The 22575-nt window shown below is 62.3% G+C and carries 22 protein-coding genes; 13 read left to right on the top strand and 9 right to left on the bottom strand.

What is annotated here, in order from left to right:
- Positions 1–20: 20 nt before the first annotated feature.
- Together ABC729_RS21705 and ABC729_RS21700 are read right to left on the bottom strand one after the other, a co-directional pair.
- Entirely contained in the window at positions 21–1661 is a 1641-nt protein-coding gene (locus ABC729_RS21705; RefSeq protein WP_495609695.1) for an FAD-dependent monooxygenase, read from the bottom strand.
- Positions 1658–1969: a putative quinol monooxygenase gene (locus ABC729_RS21700; protein WP_495609694.1), complete on the bottom strand. Its 312-nt coding sequence runs from the start codon at positions 1967–1969 to the stop codon at positions 1658–1660. Before ABC729_RS21700 ends, ABC729_RS21705 begins: the two co-directional genes overlap by 4 nt.
- Before the next feature lie 110 nt (positions 1970–2079).
- On the opposite strand from ABC729_RS21700, the gene ABC729_RS21695 reads away from it, so the two are divergent.
- From ABC729_RS21695 to ABC729_RS21675, 5 genes are all read left to right on the top strand, one after another.
- Positions 2080–2895: a GntR family transcriptional regulator gene (locus tag ABC729_RS21695; protein WP_495609693.1), complete on the top strand. Its 816-nt coding sequence runs from the start codon at positions 2080–2082 to the stop codon at positions 2893–2895.
- 72 nt (positions 2896–2967) lie between these two features.
- Positions 2968–3477 (top strand): luciferase domain-containing protein, encoded by a 510-nt coding sequence (locus ABC729_RS21690; RefSeq protein ID WP_495609692.1) that lies wholly within the window; start codon positions 2968–2970, stop codon positions 3475–3477.
- A gap of 230 nt (positions 3478–3707) precedes the next feature.
- Entirely contained in the window at positions 3708–6053 is a 2346-nt protein-coding gene (locus ABC729_RS21685) for a TonB-dependent receptor (protein ID WP_495609691.1), read from the top strand.
- Between the two features lie 67 nt (positions 6054–6120).
- The gene (locus tag ABC729_RS21680; protein WP_495609690.1) at positions 6121–6522 is read left to right on the top strand and encodes a DUF6644 family protein; all 402 of its coding nucleotides are present in this window, start codon (positions 6121–6123) and stop codon (positions 6520–6522) included.
- Between the two features lie 10 nt (positions 6523–6532).
- On the top strand, positions 6533–7015 hold the full coding sequence (locus ABC729_RS21675) for a DUF6644 family protein (RefSeq protein ID WP_495609689.1): 483 nt from the start codon (positions 6533–6535) through the stop codon (positions 7013–7015).
- A gap of 58 nt (positions 7016–7073) precedes the next feature.
- Here ABC729_RS21675 and ABC729_RS21670 read toward each other — a convergent pair whose 3' ends face one another.
- The 3 genes from ABC729_RS21670 to ABC729_RS21660 form a co-directional block, all read right to left on the bottom strand.
- Complete coding sequence (locus tag ABC729_RS21670; protein WP_495609688.1) at positions 7074–8687, bottom strand: GMC family oxidoreductase; 1614 nt, start codon at positions 8685–8687, stop codon at positions 7074–7076.
- Between the two features lie 151 nt (positions 8688–8838).
- On the bottom strand, positions 8839–9906 hold the full coding sequence (locus ABC729_RS21665; RefSeq protein WP_495609687.1) for a sugar phosphate isomerase/epimerase family protein: 1068 nt from the start codon (positions 9904–9906) through the stop codon (positions 8839–8841).
- A 2-nt stretch (positions 9907–9908) separates the two neighbouring features.
- Complete coding sequence (locus ABC729_RS21660; protein WP_495609686.1) at positions 9909–11024, bottom strand: Gfo/Idh/MocA family protein; 1116 nt, start codon at positions 11022–11024, stop codon at positions 9909–9911.
- A 701-nt stretch (positions 11025–11725) separates the two neighbouring features.
- On the opposite strand from ABC729_RS21660, the gene ABC729_RS21655 reads away from it, so the two are divergent.
- The 3 genes from ABC729_RS21655 to ABC729_RS21645 are packed head-to-tail and all read left to right on the top strand — an operon-like array spanning position 11726 to position 14324.
- Positions 11726–12193 (top strand): C-glycoside deglycosidase beta subunit domain-containing protein, encoded by a 468-nt coding sequence (locus ABC729_RS21655; protein WP_495609685.1) that lies wholly within the window; start codon positions 11726–11728, stop codon positions 12191–12193.
- Position 12194: 1 nt separating this feature from the next.
- Complete coding sequence (locus tag ABC729_RS21650) at positions 12195–12992, top strand: sugar phosphate isomerase/epimerase family protein (RefSeq protein WP_495609684.1); 798 nt, start codon at positions 12195–12197, stop codon at positions 12990–12992.
- Between the two features lie 51 nt (positions 12993–13043).
- A complete protein-coding gene (locus ABC729_RS21645) occupies positions 13044–14324 on the top strand; it encodes an MFS transporter (RefSeq protein ID WP_495609683.1) in 1281 nt (426 codons plus the stop codon).
- Between the two features lie 18 nt (positions 14325–14342).
- Here the strand turns inward: ABC729_RS21645 and ABC729_RS21640 are convergent, their stop codons facing one another.
- Positions 14343–15227: an AraC family transcriptional regulator gene (locus tag ABC729_RS21640; RefSeq protein ID WP_495609682.1), complete on the bottom strand. Its 885-nt coding sequence runs from the start codon at positions 15225–15227 to the stop codon at positions 14343–14345.
- 139 nt (positions 15228–15366) lie between these two features.
- Here ABC729_RS21640 and ABC729_RS21635 point away from each other — a divergent pair, with 139 nt between their 5' ends.
- Positions 15367–16332 carry an SDR family NAD(P)-dependent oxidoreductase gene (locus ABC729_RS21635; RefSeq protein WP_495609681.1) on the top strand — a complete coding sequence of 322 codons (966 nt, stop codon included), beginning with the start codon at positions 15367–15369 and terminating at the stop codon, positions 16330–16332.
- A 32-nt stretch (positions 16333–16364) separates the two neighbouring features.
- Here ABC729_RS21635 and ABC729_RS21630 read toward each other — a convergent pair whose 3' ends face one another.
- From ABC729_RS21630 to rfbG, 3 genes are read right to left on the bottom strand one after another with little or no spacing between them, the layout of a single operon-like run.
- A complete protein-coding gene (locus tag ABC729_RS21630; RefSeq protein ID WP_495609680.1) occupies positions 16365–16895 on the bottom strand; it encodes a dTDP-4-dehydrorhamnose 3,5-epimerase family protein in 531 nt (176 codons plus the stop codon).
- Positions 16892–18124, bottom strand: coding sequence for a methyltransferase domain-containing protein (locus tag ABC729_RS21625; RefSeq protein ID WP_495609679.1), 1233 nt, complete (start codon positions 18122–18124; stop codon positions 16892–16894). Before ABC729_RS21625 ends, ABC729_RS21630 begins: the two co-directional genes overlap by 4 nt.
- Entirely contained in the window at positions 18121–19209 is a 1089-nt protein-coding gene (rfbG, locus tag ABC729_RS21620) for a CDP-glucose 4,6-dehydratase (protein ID WP_495609678.1), read from the bottom strand. The genes ABC729_RS21625 and rfbG overlap by 4 nt, the downstream gene beginning before the upstream one ends.
- Positions 19210–19381: 172 nt before the next feature.
- Here rfbG and rfbF point away from each other — a divergent pair, with 172 nt between their 5' ends.
- From rfbF to ABC729_RS21600, 4 genes are all read left to right on the top strand, one after another.
- The gene (gene rfbF / locus ABC729_RS21615; RefSeq protein ID WP_495609677.1) at positions 19382–20158 is read left to right on the top strand and encodes a glucose-1-phosphate cytidylyltransferase; all 777 of its coding nucleotides are present in this window, start codon (positions 19382–19384) and stop codon (positions 20156–20158) included.
- A 130-nt stretch (positions 20159–20288) separates the two neighbouring features.
- Positions 20289–20585 (top strand): acyl carrier protein, encoded by a 297-nt coding sequence (locus ABC729_RS21610; protein WP_495609676.1) that lies wholly within the window; start codon positions 20289–20291, stop codon positions 20583–20585.
- Positions 20586–21263 (top strand): SDR family NAD(P)-dependent oxidoreductase, encoded by a 678-nt coding sequence (locus ABC729_RS21605; RefSeq protein WP_495609675.1) that lies wholly within the window; start codon positions 20586–20588, stop codon positions 21261–21263.
- Entirely contained in the window at positions 21263–22558 is a 1296-nt protein-coding gene (locus ABC729_RS21600; protein WP_495609674.1) for an ANL family adenylate-forming protein, read from the top strand. The genes ABC729_RS21605 and ABC729_RS21600 overlap by 1 nt, the downstream gene beginning before the upstream one ends.
- Positions 22559–22575: the final 17 nt, after the last annotated feature.

The raw sequence follows: 22575 nt of genomic DNA, 5'->3' as shown, positions 1-22575 counted from the left end.
CCGCAGTCAGATCGGAAAAGTTACGCCACATCCGCCAGGAAGGAAGCCGCTCCCTGGATGTTCAATGTCGGGCTGCGCCAGGCCACATACCCATCGGGACGGATGATGTAGAGAGCCTGACCATCCCGGAGATCCACACCGTAACGCTCAAACACATCCGGCAGGGCGGTGAATTCCACCCCCGGACCCATGCCGAAATCTTGACGCGCCACCAGATGCGCGGACAGGTTGGCCCGGTCCGCCACCAACCCGGCCAGCGATTGGTTCAGATGCTCGATCTGCCGGAGGTCCAGCGGCTTGCGCGACAGGGCCAGCACCGTCATCCGGTAGCCAGCCAGCAGATCGAAAACGTCGCGCCCTGACCGCAAGGGGGCGTTTGGCGCACGTGCGCCCGGCCCCGGCCCCGTCTTCCAGCCACCCTTGTCTGCCACGACCGCCGCCGTGCCGGCGGGATAGACGATGTCGCGCTGCGACAGGCGGCGGAAGGCCTTGGTCTGAATGGGTCTGGCGCGGGAAATGATCTTCAGCGCCAGTGGCAGGATCAGGTCACGCAGCGCCGCCTTGAACCCCGCCTGACCAGCGGCGGCGGCAAACAGACGGCCGGTGCTTTTCACCACCTTCTCGCCCACGGGCCGGCGCTCCCCGTCGTAGGTGTCCAGCAAGGCGGCATTGCCGCCACGCAGCACGGCAGACAGCTTCCAGGCCAGGTTCGCCGCATCCTGCAGACCGGTATTCATGCCCTGCCCGCCCGCTGGCGAGTGGATATGAGCTGCGTCGCCCGCCACGAAGGCCCTGCCCGACCGATAGCGGTCCACGAACCGGTGATGCGCACGGTAGCGGGTGATCCAGACAGGATCGCTGAGCGTGATGGGCATGTTGATGGCGGCCGACATGCCTTCCTGCATTTCCTTCAGGTCCAGTGGCAGCGGCTGCGCCGCCTCCCCCTCGCCGAAGCCGCCGGAAAGGTCGGTCGCCATCACGCGCGACAGCCGGCTGCCATAAAGCGGCAGGAACAGGCCGATGCGCTTGCCATTGATGAAGACACGGAACCGGTGATGGTCCAGCGGCCATTCCACCTTGCAATCGGCCAGCAGAAAGCGCTGCGGCAGCATCTCCCCGTGCCAGCCGATGCCCGACGCCTCACGTACCACGCTGCGCGATCCATCCGCGCCGATGATATAGGCGCTGCGGATTTCCTCGACCGTCCCGTCCAGGGCCGTGACATGGGCGCTGACCCCGTCCTGATCCTGCACCAGATTCAGCAATTGCTTGCCGCGTTCCACCCGTACACCCTGCGCCTCCATATCCTGGATCAGCAACGTCTCCGTCTCTGATTGCGGAATCATCAGGATGAAGGGAAAGGGCGTATCGGCCGTGCGAGCCAGATCGAAATTCAGCCCGCCCCGGAACGGTCCCTTCACATGCAGGTTTACCGACCCGGCAATGACGCCGCGCGCCAGAAAACGATCGGCCAGACCGATGGACTGCATCAGCTCCAGGGTACGCGCCTGTACCGCAAAGGCGCGGGATTCACGTGTAGGTTCAACGCGACGCTCAATGATTCTCACCTTCACGCCGCTGCGCACCAGCAGGCACGCCGCCATCAGGCCCGTGGGACCGGCACCGGCGACCAGGACCTCACAATCCGGCACCGTGCTCATGGGACACCCCCCTTGGCGGCGAAGGTGCGGCACAGGGTGATTGCATATGGTTCCGTGAACAGGTCCTCACGGCTGTCCCGTACCCAGCGCGCCACCTCACCACCGACATGCAGCTTGAAGGCATCCTCGTCGGTGAAAGTGTTGAAGATGGCGAAGCGTCCGCCACCCAAATCCATGGCGCGGAAGCTGGTGGTGCCGGGTTCGGCCTGCAGGCGGCGCGCGGCCTCAGTCAGAAAGACGCGTGCCGCATCCTCCTTTCCGGGGCGCGCCTCCATGGTTGCCCAGACGGCCAGTGCATCCGTCGGCATATCATCCTCCCTACTTGGATCGTTATGCCGATACAATGTGCAGACGAAGATCAAAGTGTCAACAGTTTGCCGTTGCGCTGTCGACAAATCTTGCTAGAATGGTTTGCATCATGAATGAACGCGCCTCCGCCCCGTCTCGTGAGAATGTCGCCGCCGTCTATCGCCGACTGCGGCGGATGATCCTGTCCGGCAAACTGAAGGGTGGTCAGCCGCTCTCACAGGTGCAGCTGGCCCTGGATTTCGACACCAGCCGGGGACCGGTACGCGAGGCGCTGCGCATGTTGCAGCAGGAAGGTTTAATCGAGGCGGAAACCAACCAGCAGGGACGGGTCGTCAGCTATTCCATCGATGATCTGGAGCAGGTCTTCTCCCTGTTGATACTCAACGCCGCCATGGCCATCCGGGCGGGGGCGGACCGGTTGACGGAGGCTGATATGGCCATCGTCCGCCGGGCCGTGGCCCGGATCGAAGCGGCACCGGAACTGGCGCAAAGCCCACGGGGTGCCACGCGGCGGCGGCTGGCGTTCCGCCGGCTGATCAGTACTCTCTGCCGTCATGGCGGGCGCCACGTCACGCAGATGATTGACGATTTGCTGGACCGGCTGGCCATGTTCCGCGGCATGCATGAGGTGGTGGGCAATCCCCCACCTTATCCGCTGGAGAACGGGTTCCAGCCCTTGCTGGACGCTTGCGATAAGAAGGACGCAGCGGCGGCTGCCCTGTTCATGGCAGACAAGATCGCTGATATTGCAGGCAAGGCCCTGGCCTATCTCGACCGGCGCTATCTGCCGGTGCAACTGAACCTGTATGTGGACGCGGTGCGCGGCGCGTTGAGCGCCGCCGGACAGGCCGGTCCCTCCACCGTGACCATCCGCGTGCGCGGCATGCCCGGTGGGCGCGTAGAATGCGTGATCCTGCCCGACTGAACAGTCGAACAGGAAGTGTTGACACCTACACGGTGCACTCACCGTGACCGACACAGAATCAGCAGGTGAACCATGGATGTGATTGCCCCGCGTGAGGGCGGATTGTCTGCCCGCGATGGGCCCCGGCCCCGGACGACCCCGCATGCCCCGCACAGCCAGATCGACCAAATTCCGGCGGATCGGCGACAGTTGGGGCAATTGCTGCTGACGGCTCTGTCGGCCCTGCCCGGTGTGGAAACCGGCGGCAGCCGGCGCGCCCCGCCCGGTACCGTCGGCCTTTACCTGCGCAACGGGCAGCCCACGGAACGGCCACGGGCCTTCCTTCTGGGCCACGAATTCGCCCATGTCCATCTGGAGGATGATGGCAGCCTGCATACTGTGCTGCCCGACCCGTTGCGCCGCGAGGCCATCGCCAAAGGCTGGGCGGAACCGCACCCATTGGCCGGATACCCCACCGTGTCGCCCGACACGGTGATGATTTACGCACCCCGCAACCAGGAGGAGGTGTCAATGGTCGCCTGGCTGGTCCGCAATGCCCACGCATACGCATCCGACAGCGTCAGCGCGGAGCCAGCCTTCTGAAATCGCTGCGGTCCGCGAAACAGCCATCGCAGCCCGCGACATCTTCAAAATCAAGCCATGACCAACCGGCCTCCGGACGCTTCACCGGAGGGGCCGGAAAGGGAGGGTGCGCGCCAAACGCGGAAAGCTCCGCAACACGTAGAACGAGGTTTCGGGTGTGGTTCAGCCAACCGCCCCGACCTTGTGGAAACAATCCAACCGACGACAATAAATATCCTGGGGAGGTACTCATGAAGAAATTCCTTATGGCCGGCACGGCCCTGTTGACCGGCCTGACCACAGCCACGGCCTTCGCACAGACCCCGGCACCGGCCAATACCGGGCTTGAGGAGTTCGTGCTGGAAGAAATCGTGGTCACCGCCGTGCGTGCGGAAACGCTGTTGTCGAAGACGCCGATATCGGTTTCGGCCGTCAGCGCCGACAATCTGCGCGACCAGGGCATCAGCGATCCGACCAATCTGGCCGACGCCGTGCCGAACCTCGCCATCGACCGCGTCAATGGTGCCGGCGTGCAGATCACCATCCGTGGCGTCTCCAGCACCGATAACAGCGAGAAGGGCGACCCGTCCGCCGCCTTCCTGGTGGATGGTATCTATATCGCACGACCCCAGGCGCAGGAAGTCAGCTTCTTCGACCTGGAACGGGTGGAGGTGCTGCGCGGGCCGCAGGGCACGCTGTACGGCCGCAACACCACGGCTGGTCTGGTCAACCTGATCTCCGCCCGTCCCAAGGACAAGTTCCAGGCGTCCGGCGATTTCACCTATGGCAGCTACGACACGCTGCAGGCCTCCGCCATGGTGAATGTGCCCGTGGATGATAACATCGCCATCCGGGCCGCCGCCAATTACAATTACCGTGATAGTTATCTGTATGAAGGCACGTCCACCCCCTCGCTCGATGCCGGCAAGAAGGACCTGTCCTTCCGGCTCAGCGCCAAGGCCGATATCGGGGAGCGGGTACGGCTTTATCTGAAGGGCGACACCAGCACGATGAAGGGCAATCCCCAGACCGGGGTGGCCCTGTCCAACTTCTTTCAGATGCCGATCACCGCGGCCCCGAACGGACAGCGCGGTGCCACGCCGGTACGGCTTTCCGACCAGTCGTCGAAGGAGCTGCGCACCCTGGGCTTCACCCAGAGCCGCAAATCCACCAGCGACAACAGCACCTGGGGCATCCATGGCGAACTGGAGGTCGATATCGTCGAGAACCTCACCGCCACCTATCTGGGTTCTTACCGGGAATTCACGCGCGACGAGCTGCAACGCGGCTATGTCGGCCTGACCTATCAGGCGCTGCCCGGTCTGCCGCCGCCGGGCACGCGGGTGCCGCTGGAGGCAACGTTCGATGGCGAGTATGCACAGCAGTCCCACGAACTTCGCTTCGCCTATCAGACCGACCGCCTGCTGGCCCAGGGTGGCATCTATTATTTCCGCGAACAGTCGGGCGTGGAATTCCTGCTGTTCGGCACGCGCGGCTTCACGCCGGGGCAGCGTGGCTATGTCTATGGCTTCCCGCAGGACCCGACCATCTCCAAGACCCTGGGCTTCTTCGGGCAGGCAACTTTCAATCTGACCGACGATTTGCGCTTCACGGGCGGTTTGCGCCATACCAGCGATGACAAGTCGCGCGTCGGCGCCACCATCAACCACGCCAATGTCACCGATCCGCTGGATTTCACGCCCGCCACCCAGCCGGGAACTACCAATCCGCGCGGCCAGCGGGATTCGCTGAACAATGCCGCTGTCAGCTATACCAAGCTGACCTGGCGGGCGGGTCTGGACTATGACCTGACCGATGATACGATGCTCTATGGCAACGTCTCCACAGGCTACAAGGCCGGCGGTTTCAACGAGGGGTGTCTGGCGGGGCAGCTGAACTGCAACGCTCCGGTGCCGGCCACCGATCTGTTCTATTCGCCCGAAACCCTGACCGCCTATGAGACGGGGATGAAGACCAGTCTGGCCGACCGCAAGGTCCGGCTGACCGGTGCCTATTTCCACTACGATTATTCCAACCTGCAGCTCAGCCAGATCTCGGCTACCTATTGCGGTGGCGCGCCGTGCTTGGTGACCAGCAATGCCGGCAAGGCGAAGATCGAAGGCGTGGAACTGGAGGCCCTGGCCCAACCCGACGCGCGCAACCGTTTCAACCTGTCGCTGGCTTGGCTGAACGCCCGCTACACGGATTATCTGGTCTCCCCCGGCGTCAATCTGAAGGGCGAACAGTTGGACCGGTCGCCGAAATGGACGGCTACCCTGGGCTATGACCACACACTGCCTCTGGGCGAAGGGTCGTTGGTGCTGGGCGCGCGGTCGCGGATCAGCGGCGGTTATCACCTGATCAATACAGCGCTGCGCAATTTCTTCCGTCAGCCCAGCTTCACCCGCACGGACCTGACGGCGACGTACAATGCGCCCGGCGACCGCTATTACGTCCAGGCCTATGCCAAGAACCTGGAGAACGACATTGCTCTGGGCAGTGTCGCGCTGTCCGCCAATTACCCGGCCATGACCGACGGCACGGCCCAGATCTCCGATCCGCGCACCTTCGGCGTGCGGGCCGGGTTCAAGTTCTGAGGCTGGGGCATAGGCCAGGGTGAGCGCGTAAGCGCAAGCCCTGGCCTATGCCTGCCGGGAGGAGATCATGGAAATCACCGCCCCATTGGCTTTGCCTTGGGTGACACCGACGTTGCTGGTCATCCACCTCATCGCCATCGCCTTCATCATCGGTTCCGCACTGGCCAGCAATTTGCGGCTGGCCGGTGTCCTGGCGGGTGATGTGGAGGTGGGTACGGTTCTGCGCCGCTATCGGCCCTGGCTTTGGGCGGCACTGACCGCAGCACTGCTATCAGGACTGACCATGGCCGTCGCGCGACCGGACAGGCTGCTCGGCAACCCGGTTTTCGGGGCGAAGCTGGTGCTGCTGCTGGCGGCCATCGTAGTGACGCTGCTGGCATCCCGGCAGCCGAAGCCGCTGGCCTGGGTGTCTCTGGGCTTGTGGATCGCCGTGGTCGTCTGCGGCCACTGGGTCGCTTACGCGGTTTGAGGGGAGCATCATGAGCGACTTTCTTCACGCCGTGCAGACCTCAATGGTCGGGCAGTTCATGCGCGACAGCGCACTGGCCCTGCCCGGCATCGGAGCGCTGCATGTCATCGCCCTCACCCTGGTCTTCGGCACCATCGCCATTGTCGATCTGCGCCTGCTGGGCCTGGCCGCGCACCGGCGCAGTGTCCGGCATCTGGTCAGGGAGATGCTGCCCTTTACCTGGGCCGCGTTCGCCCTGGCCGCTGTGACCGGCCTGCTGCTGTTCAGCGGCCATGCCATCGATTATGTCGGGAAGGGACCGTTCAAGGGCAAGATGCTGATGCTGATGCTGGCCGGCATCAACATGGCGGTCTTTCACGCCACGGTCTGGCGCCGCGTCGCGGATTGGGACCATGCGCGGCATCCACCGGCCGGTGCCCGTATTGCGGGCGGCCTGTCGCTGCTGTTCTGGACCGGGGTCATCTTCGCGGGACGCTGGATCGGTTTCGTCTGACAGCGATTTTTAAAAAGAAAACGGCCCGCGGTGCTCATCGCGGGCCGTTTTCGCATCATCAGCACCGTAGGATCAGGTCCGCCGCCCGCTGGCCGATGGCCATGGCCGGGCCGTTGGTGTTGCCCGACACGGGCGTGGGCATGATCGAACAGTCGACGACCCGCAGCCCTTCAATCCCATGCACCCGGCAGGCATCATCCACCACCGATGTGGCCGCATCGACGCCCATGGAGCAGGTACCTGTCCCGTGCAGACCCGGATCGGTCATGCCACGCAGTTCGGCAATGATATCCGCTTCGCTCTGACAGGAAGGGCCGGGCTGCCGCTCTTCCCCGACAAAGCGGGCCAGGGCCTTGGCACCCGCCATCCGGCGCAACAGGCCGAACAGTTCCAGCGCCTTGCGCTGATCTTCCTCCTCCTGCCAGAAGCGAGGATCAACGATGGGGGCATCGCGGAAATTGGCGCTGGCCAGCCGCACCGTGCCGCGTCCCTTGGGCCGCAGATGGAAGCCCGCGAAGGTGATGCCCGGCCTGTCGGAAATCGGGCTGCCGGGATTGGCAGCCATTTCCTTGACGGTACGCATGGCGAAGGGCGACGCGGCAAGCTGCATGTCAGGCCAGTCGGCGGGCGCCCCCTCCCCCGACACCAGGGCGGTGACCGGCATCCCGACCCGCGCCAGTGGCCCCGTGCCCGTCAGGAAATAGCGCAGGGCATTGCGCGGCAGCCGCCAGCCCTTGAATTCCCGGTTCAGGCCCGGATGGTTGCGCAGGTCGTAGGAGATGCCCATCTTCTGATGGTCGCACCAATTCTCACCCACCGCCGGCAGGTCGCGCAGAACCGGAATGCCCTGCTGCGCCAGGTGCGCACCCGGCCCGATGCCGGACAGCATCAGAAGCTGGGGCGAGCGGTAGACGCCAGCCGACAGCACGATGTCGCGCCGCGCCGTGTGGCGCAGGATCTCCCCGCCCCGCTCGCATTCGATGGCAATGGCCCTGCCCCCTTCGATCACCACCCGCTTCACCAGACAATCGGTAACGATCGACAGGTTGGGGCGGTTGCGAACGGGCGCCAGGAAGGATTCATAGGCCGAGGCCCGTTGCCCCTTGCGGTTCACGGTATATTGCGTGCGCCCCACCCCCTCCACTGACGGTGTGCAGATATCCTGCGTCCAGGGGATGCCCATCTCCTGGCAGGCACCGACGATGGCATCGAAAACCTCGCCCCGGTAGGTGGCCTGGGTGATCTGCTGTGGGCCGTCGAAGCCGCGTGACGGGTCGGCACCGTCGGCCTGATAATCCTCCATCTGGCGATAGGCCTTGCGGATCGCATTCCATCCCCAGGAGGGAAGGCCCATGTCACGCCAGCCATCGAAGTCGCGCGGCTGCCCGCGCAGGTACCATGTGCCGTTAACGGCGGAGGAGCCGCCGAGACCGCGCCCATAGCTGTGCCGCTCCGGCCTGCGTCCCGGCTGCGGCACCACGGGGAAGGACCAGTAATAGTCCGGATTGCCCATGATCTTCGCGAAGCCGGCGGCCATCTTGATGAATACGCTCTGATTGGTACCACCGGCTTCCACCAGCAGCACCCTGTTGGCGGGATCATCGCTGAGCCGCCGTGCCATGACGCAGCCGGATGAGCCGGCTCCCACCACGATATAGTCGAAATCAGCCATTCCTTGATCTTTCCGAGCCATTAGAGCGTATTTCCGCTGACCGGAAACACGCTCTAGCCTTTCAGTTCCTCAATCGCCGGCGCTGCATCCGCAGCTTGGCTTCACGCGGCATGAGCCGCGCGGCGGCAGTCGCCGCCGGAGCGGTTTCCGGTCAACCGGAAACCGCTCCAATGCCCATGACCCGTGCGTTCAGCGCCCTGTCAGCGCCGCCGGCGGCAAAATCGTCGAAAGCATGTTCGGTGACGCGGATGATATGTCGGTCAATGAAGGGGGCACCTTCTGCCGCCCCCTGTTCAGGATGCTTCAGCGCGCATTCCCATTCCAGCACGGCCCAGCCGGGGAAATCATACTGCGCCATCTTGGCGAAGATCCGCGCGAAATCCACCTGCCCGTCGCCAAGCGACCGGAACCGTCCCGGCCTGTCAACCCAGGACTGGTAACCGCCGTAAATGCCCGAGCGGCCATCGGGCCGGAATTCCGCATCCTTGACATGAAAGCATTTTATCCGTGCCCGGTAGATGTCCAGGAACGCCAGATAATCGAGCTGCTGCAGCACGAAATGGCTCGGATCGTAAAGGATGTTGGCGCGCGGATGGTTATCCACCGCCGCCAGGAACCGCTCGAACGTCACGCCGTCATGCAGATCCTCGCCCGGATGGATTTCATAGGCGAGATCGACCCCCACGGCGTCGAACGCGTCCAGGATCGGTCGCCAGCGGCGGGCCAGTTCGGCGAACGCATCCTCCACCAGACCCGCCGGACGCTGCGGCCAGGGATAGAGATAGGGCCAGGCCAGCGCGCCGGAGAAGGTGGCATGCGCCGTCAGGCCCAGGTTGCGGCTGGCACGGGCCGCCAGATGCATCTGCCGTACCGCCCATTCCTGCCGCGCCCGGGGATTGCCACGCACGGCCGGAGCCGCGAAGGCTTCGAACTGCGCATCGTAGGTGGGATGCACCGCCACCAGTTGGCCCTGAAGGTGCGTGGATAGTTCTGTCAGCGCTAGGCCGTGATGGGCCAACGTACCCAGCACCTCGTCGCAATAGTCCTGGCTGCCGGCTGCGCGTTCCAGATCGAACAGGCGGGCATCCCAGCTGGGTATCTGCACGCCCTTGTAACCCATTGATGCCGCCCAGCCGGCAATGGCGTCCAATGAGTTGAAGGGGGCTTTGTCGCCCGCGAACTGCGCCAGGAAAATGGCGGGTCCCTTGATTGTGCGCATCTCTACACCTCGAATTCGACCCAGCCGGCCCCGGCCCGGCTGGCGGTGACGGCCAGATGGATGAAGGCCATGCCGCGCAGCCCATCATCGATGCCGGGCAGCAGGCTGCCCTCCTCCCCCCGCAATTGCCGGGCGAAATCGCGGTATAGATTGGCGAAGGCTTCCAGATAGCCTTCCGGGTGTCCGCCCGGCGTCCGGGTGGCCCAGCGCGCGTCGGGACCAAGGCCGGCATCGGCCGCCTGGATGATTTCCGTTCGCCCGTCGCCATGCCGCCAGATCAGGGCGTTGGGCTGTTCCTGGCTCCAGTCCAGGCCCGCCTTGTCGCCATAGACCCGCAGGCGCAGTCCGTTGCGTTCCCCCACCATGATCTGGGAGGCCAGCAGCACGCCGCGCGCACCATTGTTGAAACGCAACAGCACATGACAATCATCATCCAGCACACGGCCTGGAACCATTGCGGCCAGATCGGACAGCAACTGCGTGACGCGCAGTCCCGTCACGAATTCCGCCAGATGAAAGGCATGCACACCGATATCGGCAATGGCCCCACCCTCGCCCGCCTGGGCCGGATCGGTACGCCATAGCGCCTGCTTGCCTTCGGCGGCCCCGGCCAGCCAACCTTGGGGATATTCGACCACCACCTTGCGCACGGTGCCCAGCCCGCCTGCGGCGACCCGTGCCCGCGCCTCCCGCACCAGCGGGTAGCCGGAATAGGTGTAGGTCAGGCCATAGGGCCGGCGGGTACGGGCGATGATAGCGGCCAGTTCCTTGGCTTCCGTCAGAGTGGCCGTCGCCGGCTTGTCGCACATCACCGCCACCCCAGCCCGCAACGCCATGCGCGCCGCGCTGAAATGATGGTGGTTGGGCGAGGCGATCGTAACGAAGTCGATCGCGTCGTCACGGCCCGCCTCGGTCGCCAGCATCGTCGCCACATCGGGATAGGCCCGCCGGGGATCGATGCGGTAGATGTCGCCGGCCTGACGCGACCGGGCGGGATCGCTGCTGAAAGCACCGGCGACCAGTTCGATCTCCCGGTCCAGTTCGGCGGCGATGCGGTGAACCGGGCCGATAAAGGCACCGGCACCGCCGCCGATCAATCCCATGCGTAGCCGCCGCATCACGTCTCCTGCCATCTTTAAATTTGGACGCATCGCCTGACGCCGCTTCGGGGCGTTCTGATGCCATTTGATCGATAAGCGGATTGCAGATGCCGCACCAGCTGGCCTGTCGAGACTGGCGAGGCCATCTTGGGGCCCGCATCATGCATCCACAGTAACGGTGATACAGCGCCACAAGCTAGAATGCAAGAATTCTAGTTTACGGTATTTCTCTCGTTCCAACCGCGAACCACCTTGCCACACGGGCGCTGGCCTGCCGATGGAAAAGTTGCACCGCTGAGACTGCCGCTAATGACAGCAGCCAATACAAGATCAGAGAACCAAGGAATTCTGCCATCTTTCGACAAATTCCCCGCAAACTGACCTGTCCCACATCTTCTCATTTCGTTCACGAGAGGCCTTGCATGCCAGATGAAAGCCTGCTACTCAAGAGATGAAGCGAACGCACGGGATGGCTGCCCGGCGGCGATGACACGAACCGACCCCCGAAAGACATACCAGGGCATGCATTGCCTCTGGTCAGCGGGGCGGCACCTGTTCATCATCAATATGGTTGCACACGACGCCGTTTCCATTGGAAGCGGCGGTCGATCAGCGCCTCCCGCCGGTTCCCACAGATTTCACCCGATCTCCATACGCCGCCCGTGCTTCTGCACCCCGCCGATTGGAGAAAAGCAGATCATGCCGAGGAGACACGCTCGATGAGCAACGAGTTGCAGCGGACGAACCGAAACCAGGCCGACAGGGCCAAGCAGGGGATCGTCGTCTTTTCCCGCGTGGGTCAGCGCGACCTATTCGCCGACAACGCCATTGAAAGGACGCCCGACGGCTGGCGCCTGTTGATCCGCAATCCCTGGTACACGGGCACCTATCTGTCCACGGTGTCCTTCATCAGGATCAGCGTGAACGGACACACCGTGCCGGAGACGGATACCTTCATCGCCCTGCGCGGACAGAGGATTCCCGCCGCCTATGCCAAATATCTGCATGAAATCTGGTGGGGTATGGGGGAGGTGGCGGAAGTGCTGCTGACCGACGCGGCACTGGCCGACATCGTGGCCACCACCAATCAGGTCGGTGTCGATATCGATATGCGCACGACCTTCAGCTACGGCTTCCCGAATGACACGCTGCCCTACCGGCTGACCGGCGAACTGGAGATGCGTTGAAATGAAACTTGGCCTCAGCCTCTACACCTTCGGCGCCGACATCCATGCCGGCAAGATGAATGTCTTCGATGCCATCCGCAAAGCCGCCGAGATCGGTTGTGACGGCGTGGAGATCATCGCGGAACAGCACATCCCCGGCTGGCCCAATCCCAACCTGGACGACCTGACCTCCATCCGGGAACTGGTGGCCTCGCTGGACATGGAGATTTTCTGTTTCAGCTGCTATTTCGGCAAGAATATCCGCAGTGACCGACCTCAGACCTGGGGCGAACTGGTCCACAATGCCAAACGGATGATCGCCCTGACGGCGCATCTGGGCGCCAAGGTCATGCGCCCCGCCTTCAATGCTGAACCGGTGGGCGAACTGATCGATTTCGTGAAGGCCGTGCTGCCGACGCTGGAGAAGTACGGCGTCATCTGGGGCGTGGAACTGCACGCGCCGCACCCGCCCTCTTACTATCAGGAAGCGCTGGAAACGGTGGAGTCTCCCTGGTTTCGGCTGGTGCCCGACTTCTCCTGCTGGCAGGGGCCGAACGCGCCGGGGCAGATCCAGACCAACCCGCTTTCCACCTTCGAACCGCTGCTAAAATACACGGTGCATTGCCACGCCAAGGCCCACATGTTCGATGCGGATGGGGAGGAGCCCAACACGCCCTACAAGGAATTGCTGGGCATGCTGGCCGATCATGGCTTCAAGGGCTCCATCGCCGGGGAATATGAGGGGTGGTTCATCAATTACCTGCCCTCCGAACAACCCGCCCGGACCCTGTTCAATCTGCTGGAGCGATATGGACGATAGGGGTGCCCATCCCCTAGACCCGATCCCCTGCCCCGCGCATAAGGAGCGCCCATGTCCGTTGCCCGCCAAGACACCGTCACCGGCACCGATGCCCCCGCCCACGGGGGAAAAGCGCCCAGCCTGCGTGAACAGCGGCTGCTTGGGCTGCTTTTCACGCTGGGGCTTGCAGCGGTGTCGCTGTTCCTGTTCTGGACAGCCCTGCAATCGGTCTTTCTGGCCCTGCAGGTGCAGAAGATTGATCCTGCTGGGGCAGCAGGCGGTTTGGCCTTCGTGATCGGCATCGGGGCTATCGGCGCGCTGTTCACCGCACCGGTGTCCGGTGCACTCAGCGACCGGACCCGCAGCCGGATCGGCGGGCGGGGTCCGTGGATGCTGGGCGGTGCCGGAGCGACCATTGTGTTGGCCCTGCTGTTGTCGCAGGCCGACAGTATCACGGAACTGGCCGTCTATTGGTTGCTGATCCAGGTCAGCACCAATCTGGTCTTCACGCCGATCACCGTCTACATCCCGGAACGGGTGCCGATGGTGCGGAGGGGTATCTTCTCCGCCGCCATCGGGCTTTCCCATCTGGTGGGTGTGCTGTTCGGACAGGTATTCGGTGCCGCCTTCGCGGATCAGATGATGCTGGGCTATGGGGTCATCAGCATGCTGCTGCTGCTGGCCGTCATCATTTTCGTGGTGGTGAACCGCCGGTCAAATATCGGGGAACCGACACCGCCCTTCAACCTGTCAAAGCTGCTCTCCACCTTCTGGGTCAATCCCGTGAAATACCCGGCCTTCGGCTGGACCTTCCTGGGCCGTTTTTTAATGCTGACGGGCTTTTTCCCACTGAAGGTTTATCTGCTCTACATCCTGCAGGACTATGTGGGGCTGGGAGCCGACGCCGTAAAGAACGTACCGGCCATGGGCCTCGCCGGCATGGTAGGGGCTGCCATCGGCACCCCACTGGCCGGTTGGCTGAGCGACCGTCTGGGTGTCACGCGACCGCTGATTTATATCTGTGCCGCCGTGATGGTCGGGGCCATCCTGGTGCCGTTGGCCTTCCCCACCTTCCTGGGCATGGTCATCTATTCCTGCCTGATCGGGGCCGGCTTCGGTGGCTTCGGGTCGGTCGACTACGTGCTGATCACCAAGGTTCTGCCGTCGCAGGATGATGCTGGCAAGGATCTGGGCATCATCAACATGACCACAACCCTGTCGCAGACGCTGGGTGTCGGGCTGGCGGGCGCCATGGTCAGCATTGCCGGGACCTATGGCGTGCTGTTCCCGATGGGAATCGGCTTCATCATCCTCGGCACGCTGTGTGTAGCCTTCATCAAGGGCGTGCGATAAAGCGGATAAGGGGCCTGCCTACCCCACCAGCCTTTCGACATCGCGGGATGGCGGCATACCGAAGGCGCGGCTATATTCGCGGCTGAACTGCGACGCGCTTTCATAGCCCACACGATAGGCCGCCTCCCCCGCCTCGATGCCGGACGCCAGCAGGCGGCGCGCCATGTGCAGGCGCATGGTCTTTTGATATTGCAGCGGGCTCATCGCCGTCGCCGCCAGGAAATGCCGATGGAAGGAAGCGACGCTCATGCCGGCGATCTCTGCCAGCATGCCGGTGCGCAGCGTTTCCTCATAATGACTGCCGATCCAGTCGATCGCCCGGCGGATGCGGGCCAGACGGCTGTCACCCTGCGCGATCTGGCACAGATGAGCACCCAACGGTCCGCGCAGCAAACGGTATAGCACTTCCCGTTCACGCGCCGCCGCCAGGGCCGGCACATCCTCCGGCTGGTCCAGCAGCGACAGAAGCCAGTTCCAGGCCTCCAACAGGTCCGGCATAATAGCGCTGGTCCCGAAACAGGGCTGATTCCCCGCAACGGACGTGTTGTTGACCAGCCCCGGCGGCAGGCTGGCAATCAGATCGGCCAGAGTTCCTCGATCCAGTTCCAGCCCCACGGCAAGGTATGGCTCCGCCGGGCTGGCATCCACCACCCGGCCCGTTGCGGGCAGGTCAAGTGAGGCCACGAAGTAGCGGCCCTGATCATATTCCAGCGTCGTCTCTCCCACCGTCACCTGCTTACGGCCACATAGGATCAGACAGGTAACGGGCGTTAGCATGGTGGCAACACCGCTGCTGGGCCGACGCAGCACGCTCAATGTCAGTCGGGGGATCGGGGTTTCGGTACGGGGAGAGGTCGCGTGCCGCAGCACCCGGCGCCGCATGATCTCCATCGCGTCATGCATGGGCGTTAACGCCTCCCCTTCGTCACTGTTTGATAGGATTGGGCAAGTGATCGCCAGGATCGGGCAGCCGGTTGTATCGCAGTCCCGATATTATGGATGCGACAGGAAAACAGCATTCCCCAGACATGAGGAAACGTCAATGCCCCAGTTCGATGTAACGACCACCACCGATGACGTGCTGGCCGGCATGACACTTTCAGGCAAGCGCATTCTCGTCACCGGCACATCGTCCGGCCTGGGCCTGGAAACCGCCCGCGCGCTGGTGGCCCACGGAGCGGAGGTTGTGGGGGCCGTGCGCGACCTTGCCCGCGCCGAACAGGCCTGCGCAGATGTCCGGACGGCGGCAGCGGCCGGTGGCGGCCAATTCTCCCTGATCACGCTCGACCTCGCCTCTCTTGACAGCGTGCGGGCGGCGGCGGATGCGTTGATCGCCGATGGGCGTCCTTTCGACGCCGTGATCGCCAATGCGGCCATCATGGCCACCCCGTTCGGCCGTACCGCCGACGGGTTCGAGATGCAGTTCGGCACCAATCACCTGGGCCATTTTGCCTTCATCAACCGCATCGCGCCGGCGATCAGGGATGGCGGCCGGGTGGTGGTCCTGTCATCGGCGGCGCACCGCTTCTCCGACGTCGACCTGGACGACCCGAACTTCGAACGCACGGACTATGATGCCTGGATCGCGTATGGCCGGTCGAAGACGGCCAACGCCCTGTTCGCCGTCGAACTGGACCGTCGCTGGAAGGATCGGGGCATCCGCGCTGCATCGGTCCATCCCGGCGGGGCTGAAACCGGACTGAAGCGCAGCGTTTCGCAGGAGGACATGGACGCCCTGGTCGCCCGCATCAACGCCGTCGCAAAGGCGGAAACGGGCGCCCCGGCCTTCAAGCTGAAGAGCATCCCGCAGGCGGCGGCAACTTCCGTCTGGGTGGCTGTCGTCGCGGACGGGGAGAGCATCGGCGGGCATTATTGCGAGGATTGTAGTGTCGCCCCATTGGCGCATGGCGACGGTGTACGCAAGGGTGTTCGCGACTATGCCATCAATCCTGAAACGGCGAAGGCGCTGTGGGTCAAGAGCGAGGAATTGACTGGCGAACGCTTCTGATTAGACGGGAGGGGCGTTTCGCCCCTCCATCCTCAATCCTTCAGGTCCAGCCATGTGGCATCGCGGTCATTGATCCGCTCCGGCGGGAAAGGCCATTCGATTCCGATCGCCGGATCGTTCCAGCGAACGCCATCGGCCAGTTCAGGCTGAAAGGCTGCGCTGATTGCGTATGACAATTCAGTGCCATCGACCAAGGTCAGGAAGCCATGCGCGCAACCTGGCGGAATATAAACGGCATTCCGGCGGATCGCGCACAATTCCACAGCGACCCAGCGACGATAACCCGGTGAGTGCCGTCGCAGATCGACGGTCACGTCAAACGCACGGCCTGACGTACAGCGGATGAACTTCCCCTCTGTCGCCGGCTCCCGCTGGAAATGCATACCGCGAAGAGTGCCGCGATGGCGGTTCCAGGACGTGCTCCATTGCGGCCAGTCATGGTGGATACCCGCATCGGCCAGCATGCCGGCATCGAATACGCGGGCGAACAGGCCCCGTTCATCCTCATGGATGGTCGGGAGCACTTCGAACATGCCGTCAATGACTTGGGGAACCAGTTTCATGGCAAGACGCGCACTTCCGGGATCGGAACGACGAACTGCCCCCCCCATTCCCGCACCTGAGGCCATTGTGTCTGGATCTCTCCGGCAATGTTCCAGGGAAGGATCAAGACGTAATCCGGCCGCGTTTCCAGCAATTTGCCAGGGGACAGGATGGGCAGGTGGCTGCCCGGCATGAACAGCCCCTGCTTGTGCGGCGACATATCAACGACATAGTCGATAAGATCCCGGCCCACGCCGCAATAGTTCAGCAATGTGTTGCCCTTCGCGGCGGCACCATAGGCAGCGACCCGTTTACCGGCCTTGCGTGCTTGGGTCAGGAAGGCCCGCAGTTGGTCGCGGACAGCCGCTACCTGTGGAGAGAATCCCGTATAGATATCGTCGTTATCCAGCCCAGCCGCGCGTTCCTGTGCCCGAACTACCGTCAGTCCCGGCCCCCGCGCGTGCCGTGCCTGTGTATGGCATGCAGATACACGCAGGCTGCCGCCATGGGTCGGCAGTTCTTCCACATCGAATACCCGCAGACCATGTTTTCCGAGAATGCGCTCCACCGTCAGCAGGGACAGGTAGGAGAAGTGCTCATGATAGATCGTATCGAACTGGACCCCCTCAATCAGCCGAAGCAGGTGCGGAAATTCCAGGCTGAGAACGCCATCATCCCGCAAAACCAGGGGGAAGCCCGAGACGAAGTCATTGATATCCGGCACATGAGCCAGCACGTTGTTGCCCACGATCAGGTCGGCTTTCTGCCCCCGTGCGGCGAGGTGCTGTGCCGTCGACCGACCAAAGAATGCAACTTCGCTGGGGATGCCTGCGGCTTGCGCGACAGCCGCGACATTGGCCGCAGGCTCCACGCCCAGCACGGGTACCCCGAACTCCAAGAAATGCTTCAGCAGATAGCCATCATTGGACGCTACCTCCATGACCAGTGAGCCGGCGTCAAGGCGCCAGCGCCCCATGGCACTTTGGGCAAAGCGGCGCGCATGCGCGACCCAGGAACTGCTGTAAGACGAGAAATAGGCATACTCGCTAAATATTTCCTGCGGTGTTTCCGCAACTTCGACCTGGACCAAGCGGCATTGGCCGCAGACGCGCGCATGCAAGGGATAGGAAGGCTCCGGCTCTGTCAGCTTATGGGCTGGCAGATAAGCGTTCGACAAAGGTGTGCTGCCCAGATCGACAAGTGTCAGGCCGAGCGGCGCATCACAAAAGCGGCAGTGCGGTTGAGTCATGCCACCATTTCCCCCTTGGACAGCGCCTTCTCCGCGTAACGGAGTAGCTGGCTTTGCGTCAACTCCCGTGCGTCATGGCCCGCTTGCCAATGCCTGTACCAGTCACCGGTCCATGTCACCGCCTCCCGCACCGACAACAGCGTTTGCCATCCCAGCGCCCGACGGGCAAGGGCGGGATCCAGAGTCAGGGCCATGGCTTCCGGCGGATGCGGACCCGGCGCCTGTCGCCAATCGATGCCAAGGCCATCCCGCAGGCTTTCCACCACCTCCTGCACACTGATCACCTCACCCGGCGGAGGACCGAAATTGACCGCGGGCGGCAGCCCATCGGGAGCGGTCAGCAGGCGACGGGACAGCAGCAGATAACCGCGTAGACAATCAAGCACATGCTGCCATGGCCGGGTAGCGGCCGGGTAACGGACGGTGATCGTCCCTTCCGCAGCAGCCGCCCGCACCATGTCAGGTATCAGCCGGTCAATGCCCCAATCGCCACCGCCAATGACATTGCCCGCCCGTGCCGTTGCAATTGCCATCCCCCTGTCTATCAGGAAACTGTCCTTATAAGATCGGGTCAAAAGTTCCGCACAGGCCTTGGATGCGCTGTAGGGGTCCTTCCCCGCCAGTCGGTCATCCTCCCGGAAAGGACGACCGCTATCATCATTTTCATAAACCTTGTCGGTGGTGACGATAAGAGCCGCCTGGACCGACGGAGTCACACGGATCGCATCCAGGACATGAGCCGTACCAGTAACGTTGGTGGAGAAGGTGTCGGCAGGATCCTGGTAGGAGGGCCGAACCAAGGCTTGTGCGGCGAGGTGCATGACCAACTCAGGTCTCGCCGCCTGCATGGCCGCCCCCACAGAATCCCTGTCACGGATATCGATCAGCCATTCATCCGCAAGGATCGGGAGGGAAAGATTGTACAAGCCGGGGCCTGGCAGCGGGGGCAGAGCCAAACCATACACCTCTGCCCCTAAAGCGGCCAGCCAATGCGCCAGCCACGCGCCCTTGAAGCCTGTGTGCCCCGTGATCAGCACGCGGCGCCCGACCCAAAAGCCATCGCGCGTCCGTTGAAGCTCGTCCATGGTCCCCACCGTCTGCAACATCTCCGCCGGGCATTTGTCCTTGGCACCGCGACAAGCAGTCGGCTTGGGCGACGTACTTGTCAAGTAAACACCTGTGCGCGACATGGCATTTGCCAGCATCGATTTTATTTAATAGATTGGTTGAAAAGGGATTTTTGTCGGAGAGAGTGGCATGAAGGTCGTGATACTGGCGGGCGGGCTGGGGAGCCGCCTGTCGGAAGAAACCCATCTGAAGCCCAAACCCATGGTGGAAATCGGGGAAATTCCGATTCTCATACATATCATGAATATTTACAGTCACTTTGGGTTTAATGATTTTATTATCTGCCTCGGTTACAAGGGCTATGTGATCAAGGAGTATTTCGCGAATTACATTCTACACAGTTCTGATGTGACTTTCGACATGGCCGCCGGCAATGTAACCTATCATCGCCGCGAAGCGCGACCCTGGCGGGTAACCCTGGTCGATACTGGCTCCCGCACGCTTACCGGGGGACGGTTGCGGCGTGTCGCTCCCTATCTCGCGGAAGAGTCGTCATTCTGTCTGACTTACGGTGACGGCGTCGCCGATATCAACATCCGCAGCCTCGTCGATTTCCACCATTCCCACGGTCGCGACGCAACCCTTACCGCAGTCCGCCCACCCGGTCGCTTCGGTGCTGTGGACCTTGAAGGTGACGCTGTGACCCGCTTCACGGAAAAACCGCTTGGTGACAATGCCGGCTACATCAACGGTGGCTTCTTTGTATTGTCGCCGAAAGTTCTGAGCTTGCTTGATGGGGACAATTGTTCCTGGGAAGCGGCGCCGCTGCAGACACTGGCAACCCAGGATCAATTGCGGGCCTTTCGGCATGATGGGTTCTGGCAACCCATGGACACGTTACGCGACAAGATGCATCTGGAGGATCTGTGGGTCCGGGGTGTCGCCCCCTGGAAACTCTGGACCTGACGTCTCGTGGGGCACATGGATATAACCATGCCAACGAATGACGTCGATTTTCCGGGCAATCCTGTGTGGCTTGACGGTATCAGCCCCCATGTGCAAACTGACCTGTAATTTCTGAAATTATGGTATCGCCATGACAATGCAAGCTGATGAATTTGAAAAATCCATAGCGAATATTATCATCGAGCTGGCTAACCTGCCGGACATTGTTATTGACGCCAACACCCCGTTATTCGGCGAAAATCGCATCCTGGACTCAATGTCGCTGGTGGAGCTTTGCCTACGGCTGGAAGAACTAGCGAGTGATCATGGCTTCGAATTCGATTGGGCATCTGAAACAGCAATGTCCCGGTCACGCAGCATGTTTCGCACTGTTGGTTCACTGACCAAGGCATTTCTAGAGCAAGCCGCAGAACAGCAGGCGGGTTGAATGATTATCGTCACCGGCGCCAGCAAGGGCCTTGGACACGCGATCTGCGCGCGGTTGAGCCAACAGGGCAAATCGGTCATTGGCCTTGCCCGTAGCGCTGTGGAAGCACCGTTTCGAACCGAAATCTGTGACGTCACATCATTCGCTGCCCTTAAGGAAATGGCCACGAGGCTGCGCAAGGAAGGCGAGCCGGTTGAAGGTCTGGTCAATGCCGCTGGCATCGCCGCGATGAACCTTGCCGTGATGACGCCCGAAAGCACGGTCCAGCGGATCATCCAGACCAATCTGGTCGGCACCATCTTTTCCTGTCAGGCGTTTTCACCATTAATGATTCGACGTAAGAGCGGCCGGATCATCAATTTTTCTACCATCGCAGTCCGGCTCGGATTGAAGGGTGAGGCCGTTTATGCCGCCTCAAAGGCAGGTGTGGAGGGGTTTTCCTACAGTTTCGCGCGGGAAATGAGCGATTTCGGTATTACGGTCAATTGCGTCGCACCCGGACCGATCGCCACAGACCTGCTGCGGGGCATCACATCCCAGCAGATCAAGGATATCGTTGATCGACAGGTGCTGCCCCGGCAATGCACACCGTCCGATGTGTGTGACATTGTGGAAATGCTGCTGACACCGCAGGCCGGTACGATTACCGGCCAGGTCCTGCATGTCGGGGGGGCGTAATGGAACTGCTGACGAAGTTGACGAAAAGGTGGGCCGGCATCGACACGCCTTTCCTCATCGACGCGGAGCGATCTATTCGGTTGGAGGACGTCACCGCCCAGGAACTGTTGGATTTGAGCGAGGTCAGAGCGGGTGATACCGTGGCCTTGATCGGTGATTTCGATCCGGTCAGCATCGCGACCTTGCTGCGACTGATCGATCTGCGCGCGATCCTGGTTCCGTTGACCCAGGAGACACGACATGATCACCCGTATTTCTTTGAGCAGGCGCATGTGGATGTGGTCATCAAGAATGGCCAGGTAATCCGCTGTCCACCACCGCGGCCCCATCCGCTGATCGAAGAGTTGCGGCGGAGAGGGCATGCAGGGCTGGTGCTGTTTTCCACCGGCACGACAGGCAGGCCGAAGGCAATCCTTCATGACATGACCTATTTCCTGGACCGGTTCGAAACACCCCGTCCGACATTAAGGACCTTGGGCTTCCTGCTTTTCGACCATATTGGCGGCATTAATACGCTGTTTCATACCCTGTTCAACCGCGGCGTGGTGGTGGCACCCGTTGAGCGTACCGCCCTCTCGATCCTGGAAACGATCCGGGCTTATGGCGTGGAGCTTCTCCCCACCACGCCGACATTCCTGCGCATGATGCTGATTAGCGGCGCGATACCCGAACGGGTACCAGACTGCCTGAAGGTCATCACCTATGGTACGGAGCGGATGGATCAACCAACGCTTGACGAGCTATGCCGGTTGATGCCGGACGTGGATTTCCGGCAGACATTCGGCATGTCCGAACTGGGCATCGTAAGGGTGAAATCGAAATCCCGGGATAGCCTGTTCATGAAGATCGGGGGCGATGGCGTGGAAACGCGGATCATCGACAATGTCCTTGAGCTGCGCTCCCCTTCCCGCATGCTGGGATATCTGAACGCGCCCTCTCCCTTCGATGCGGAGGGTTGGTACAGCACAAAGGATATCGTCGAAACCGACGGCGATTTCATCCGTGTCGTGGGCAGAACAAATGATGTCATCAATGTTGGCGGCCTTAAGTTCTTTGCCAGTGATGTGGAAAGGGCAGCATTGGAGTATCCAGGCGTTGCCCTGGTCTCGGTCTATGGCCGTGCCAACCCGATCACTGGTCAGCATGTGGAAATGAAGGTGCAACTACGCCCCGGCGTGACCGTTCAGAAGGAGACACTGTCCGCTTTTATGAAATCACGCCTGCCTTCCCACATGGTTCCATACCGGATCACGTTTGGGACCGTCGATGTCGGGCACCGGTTTAAGAAGGCTTAGCCGAGCGAGTGTGCGAG

This window comes from Niveispirillum sp. CC-CTL257, from assembly GCF_059489915.1.
The sequence above is the reverse complement of the archived record's forward strand: the minus strand, read 5'-3'. Positions and strand labels throughout refer to the sequence as shown.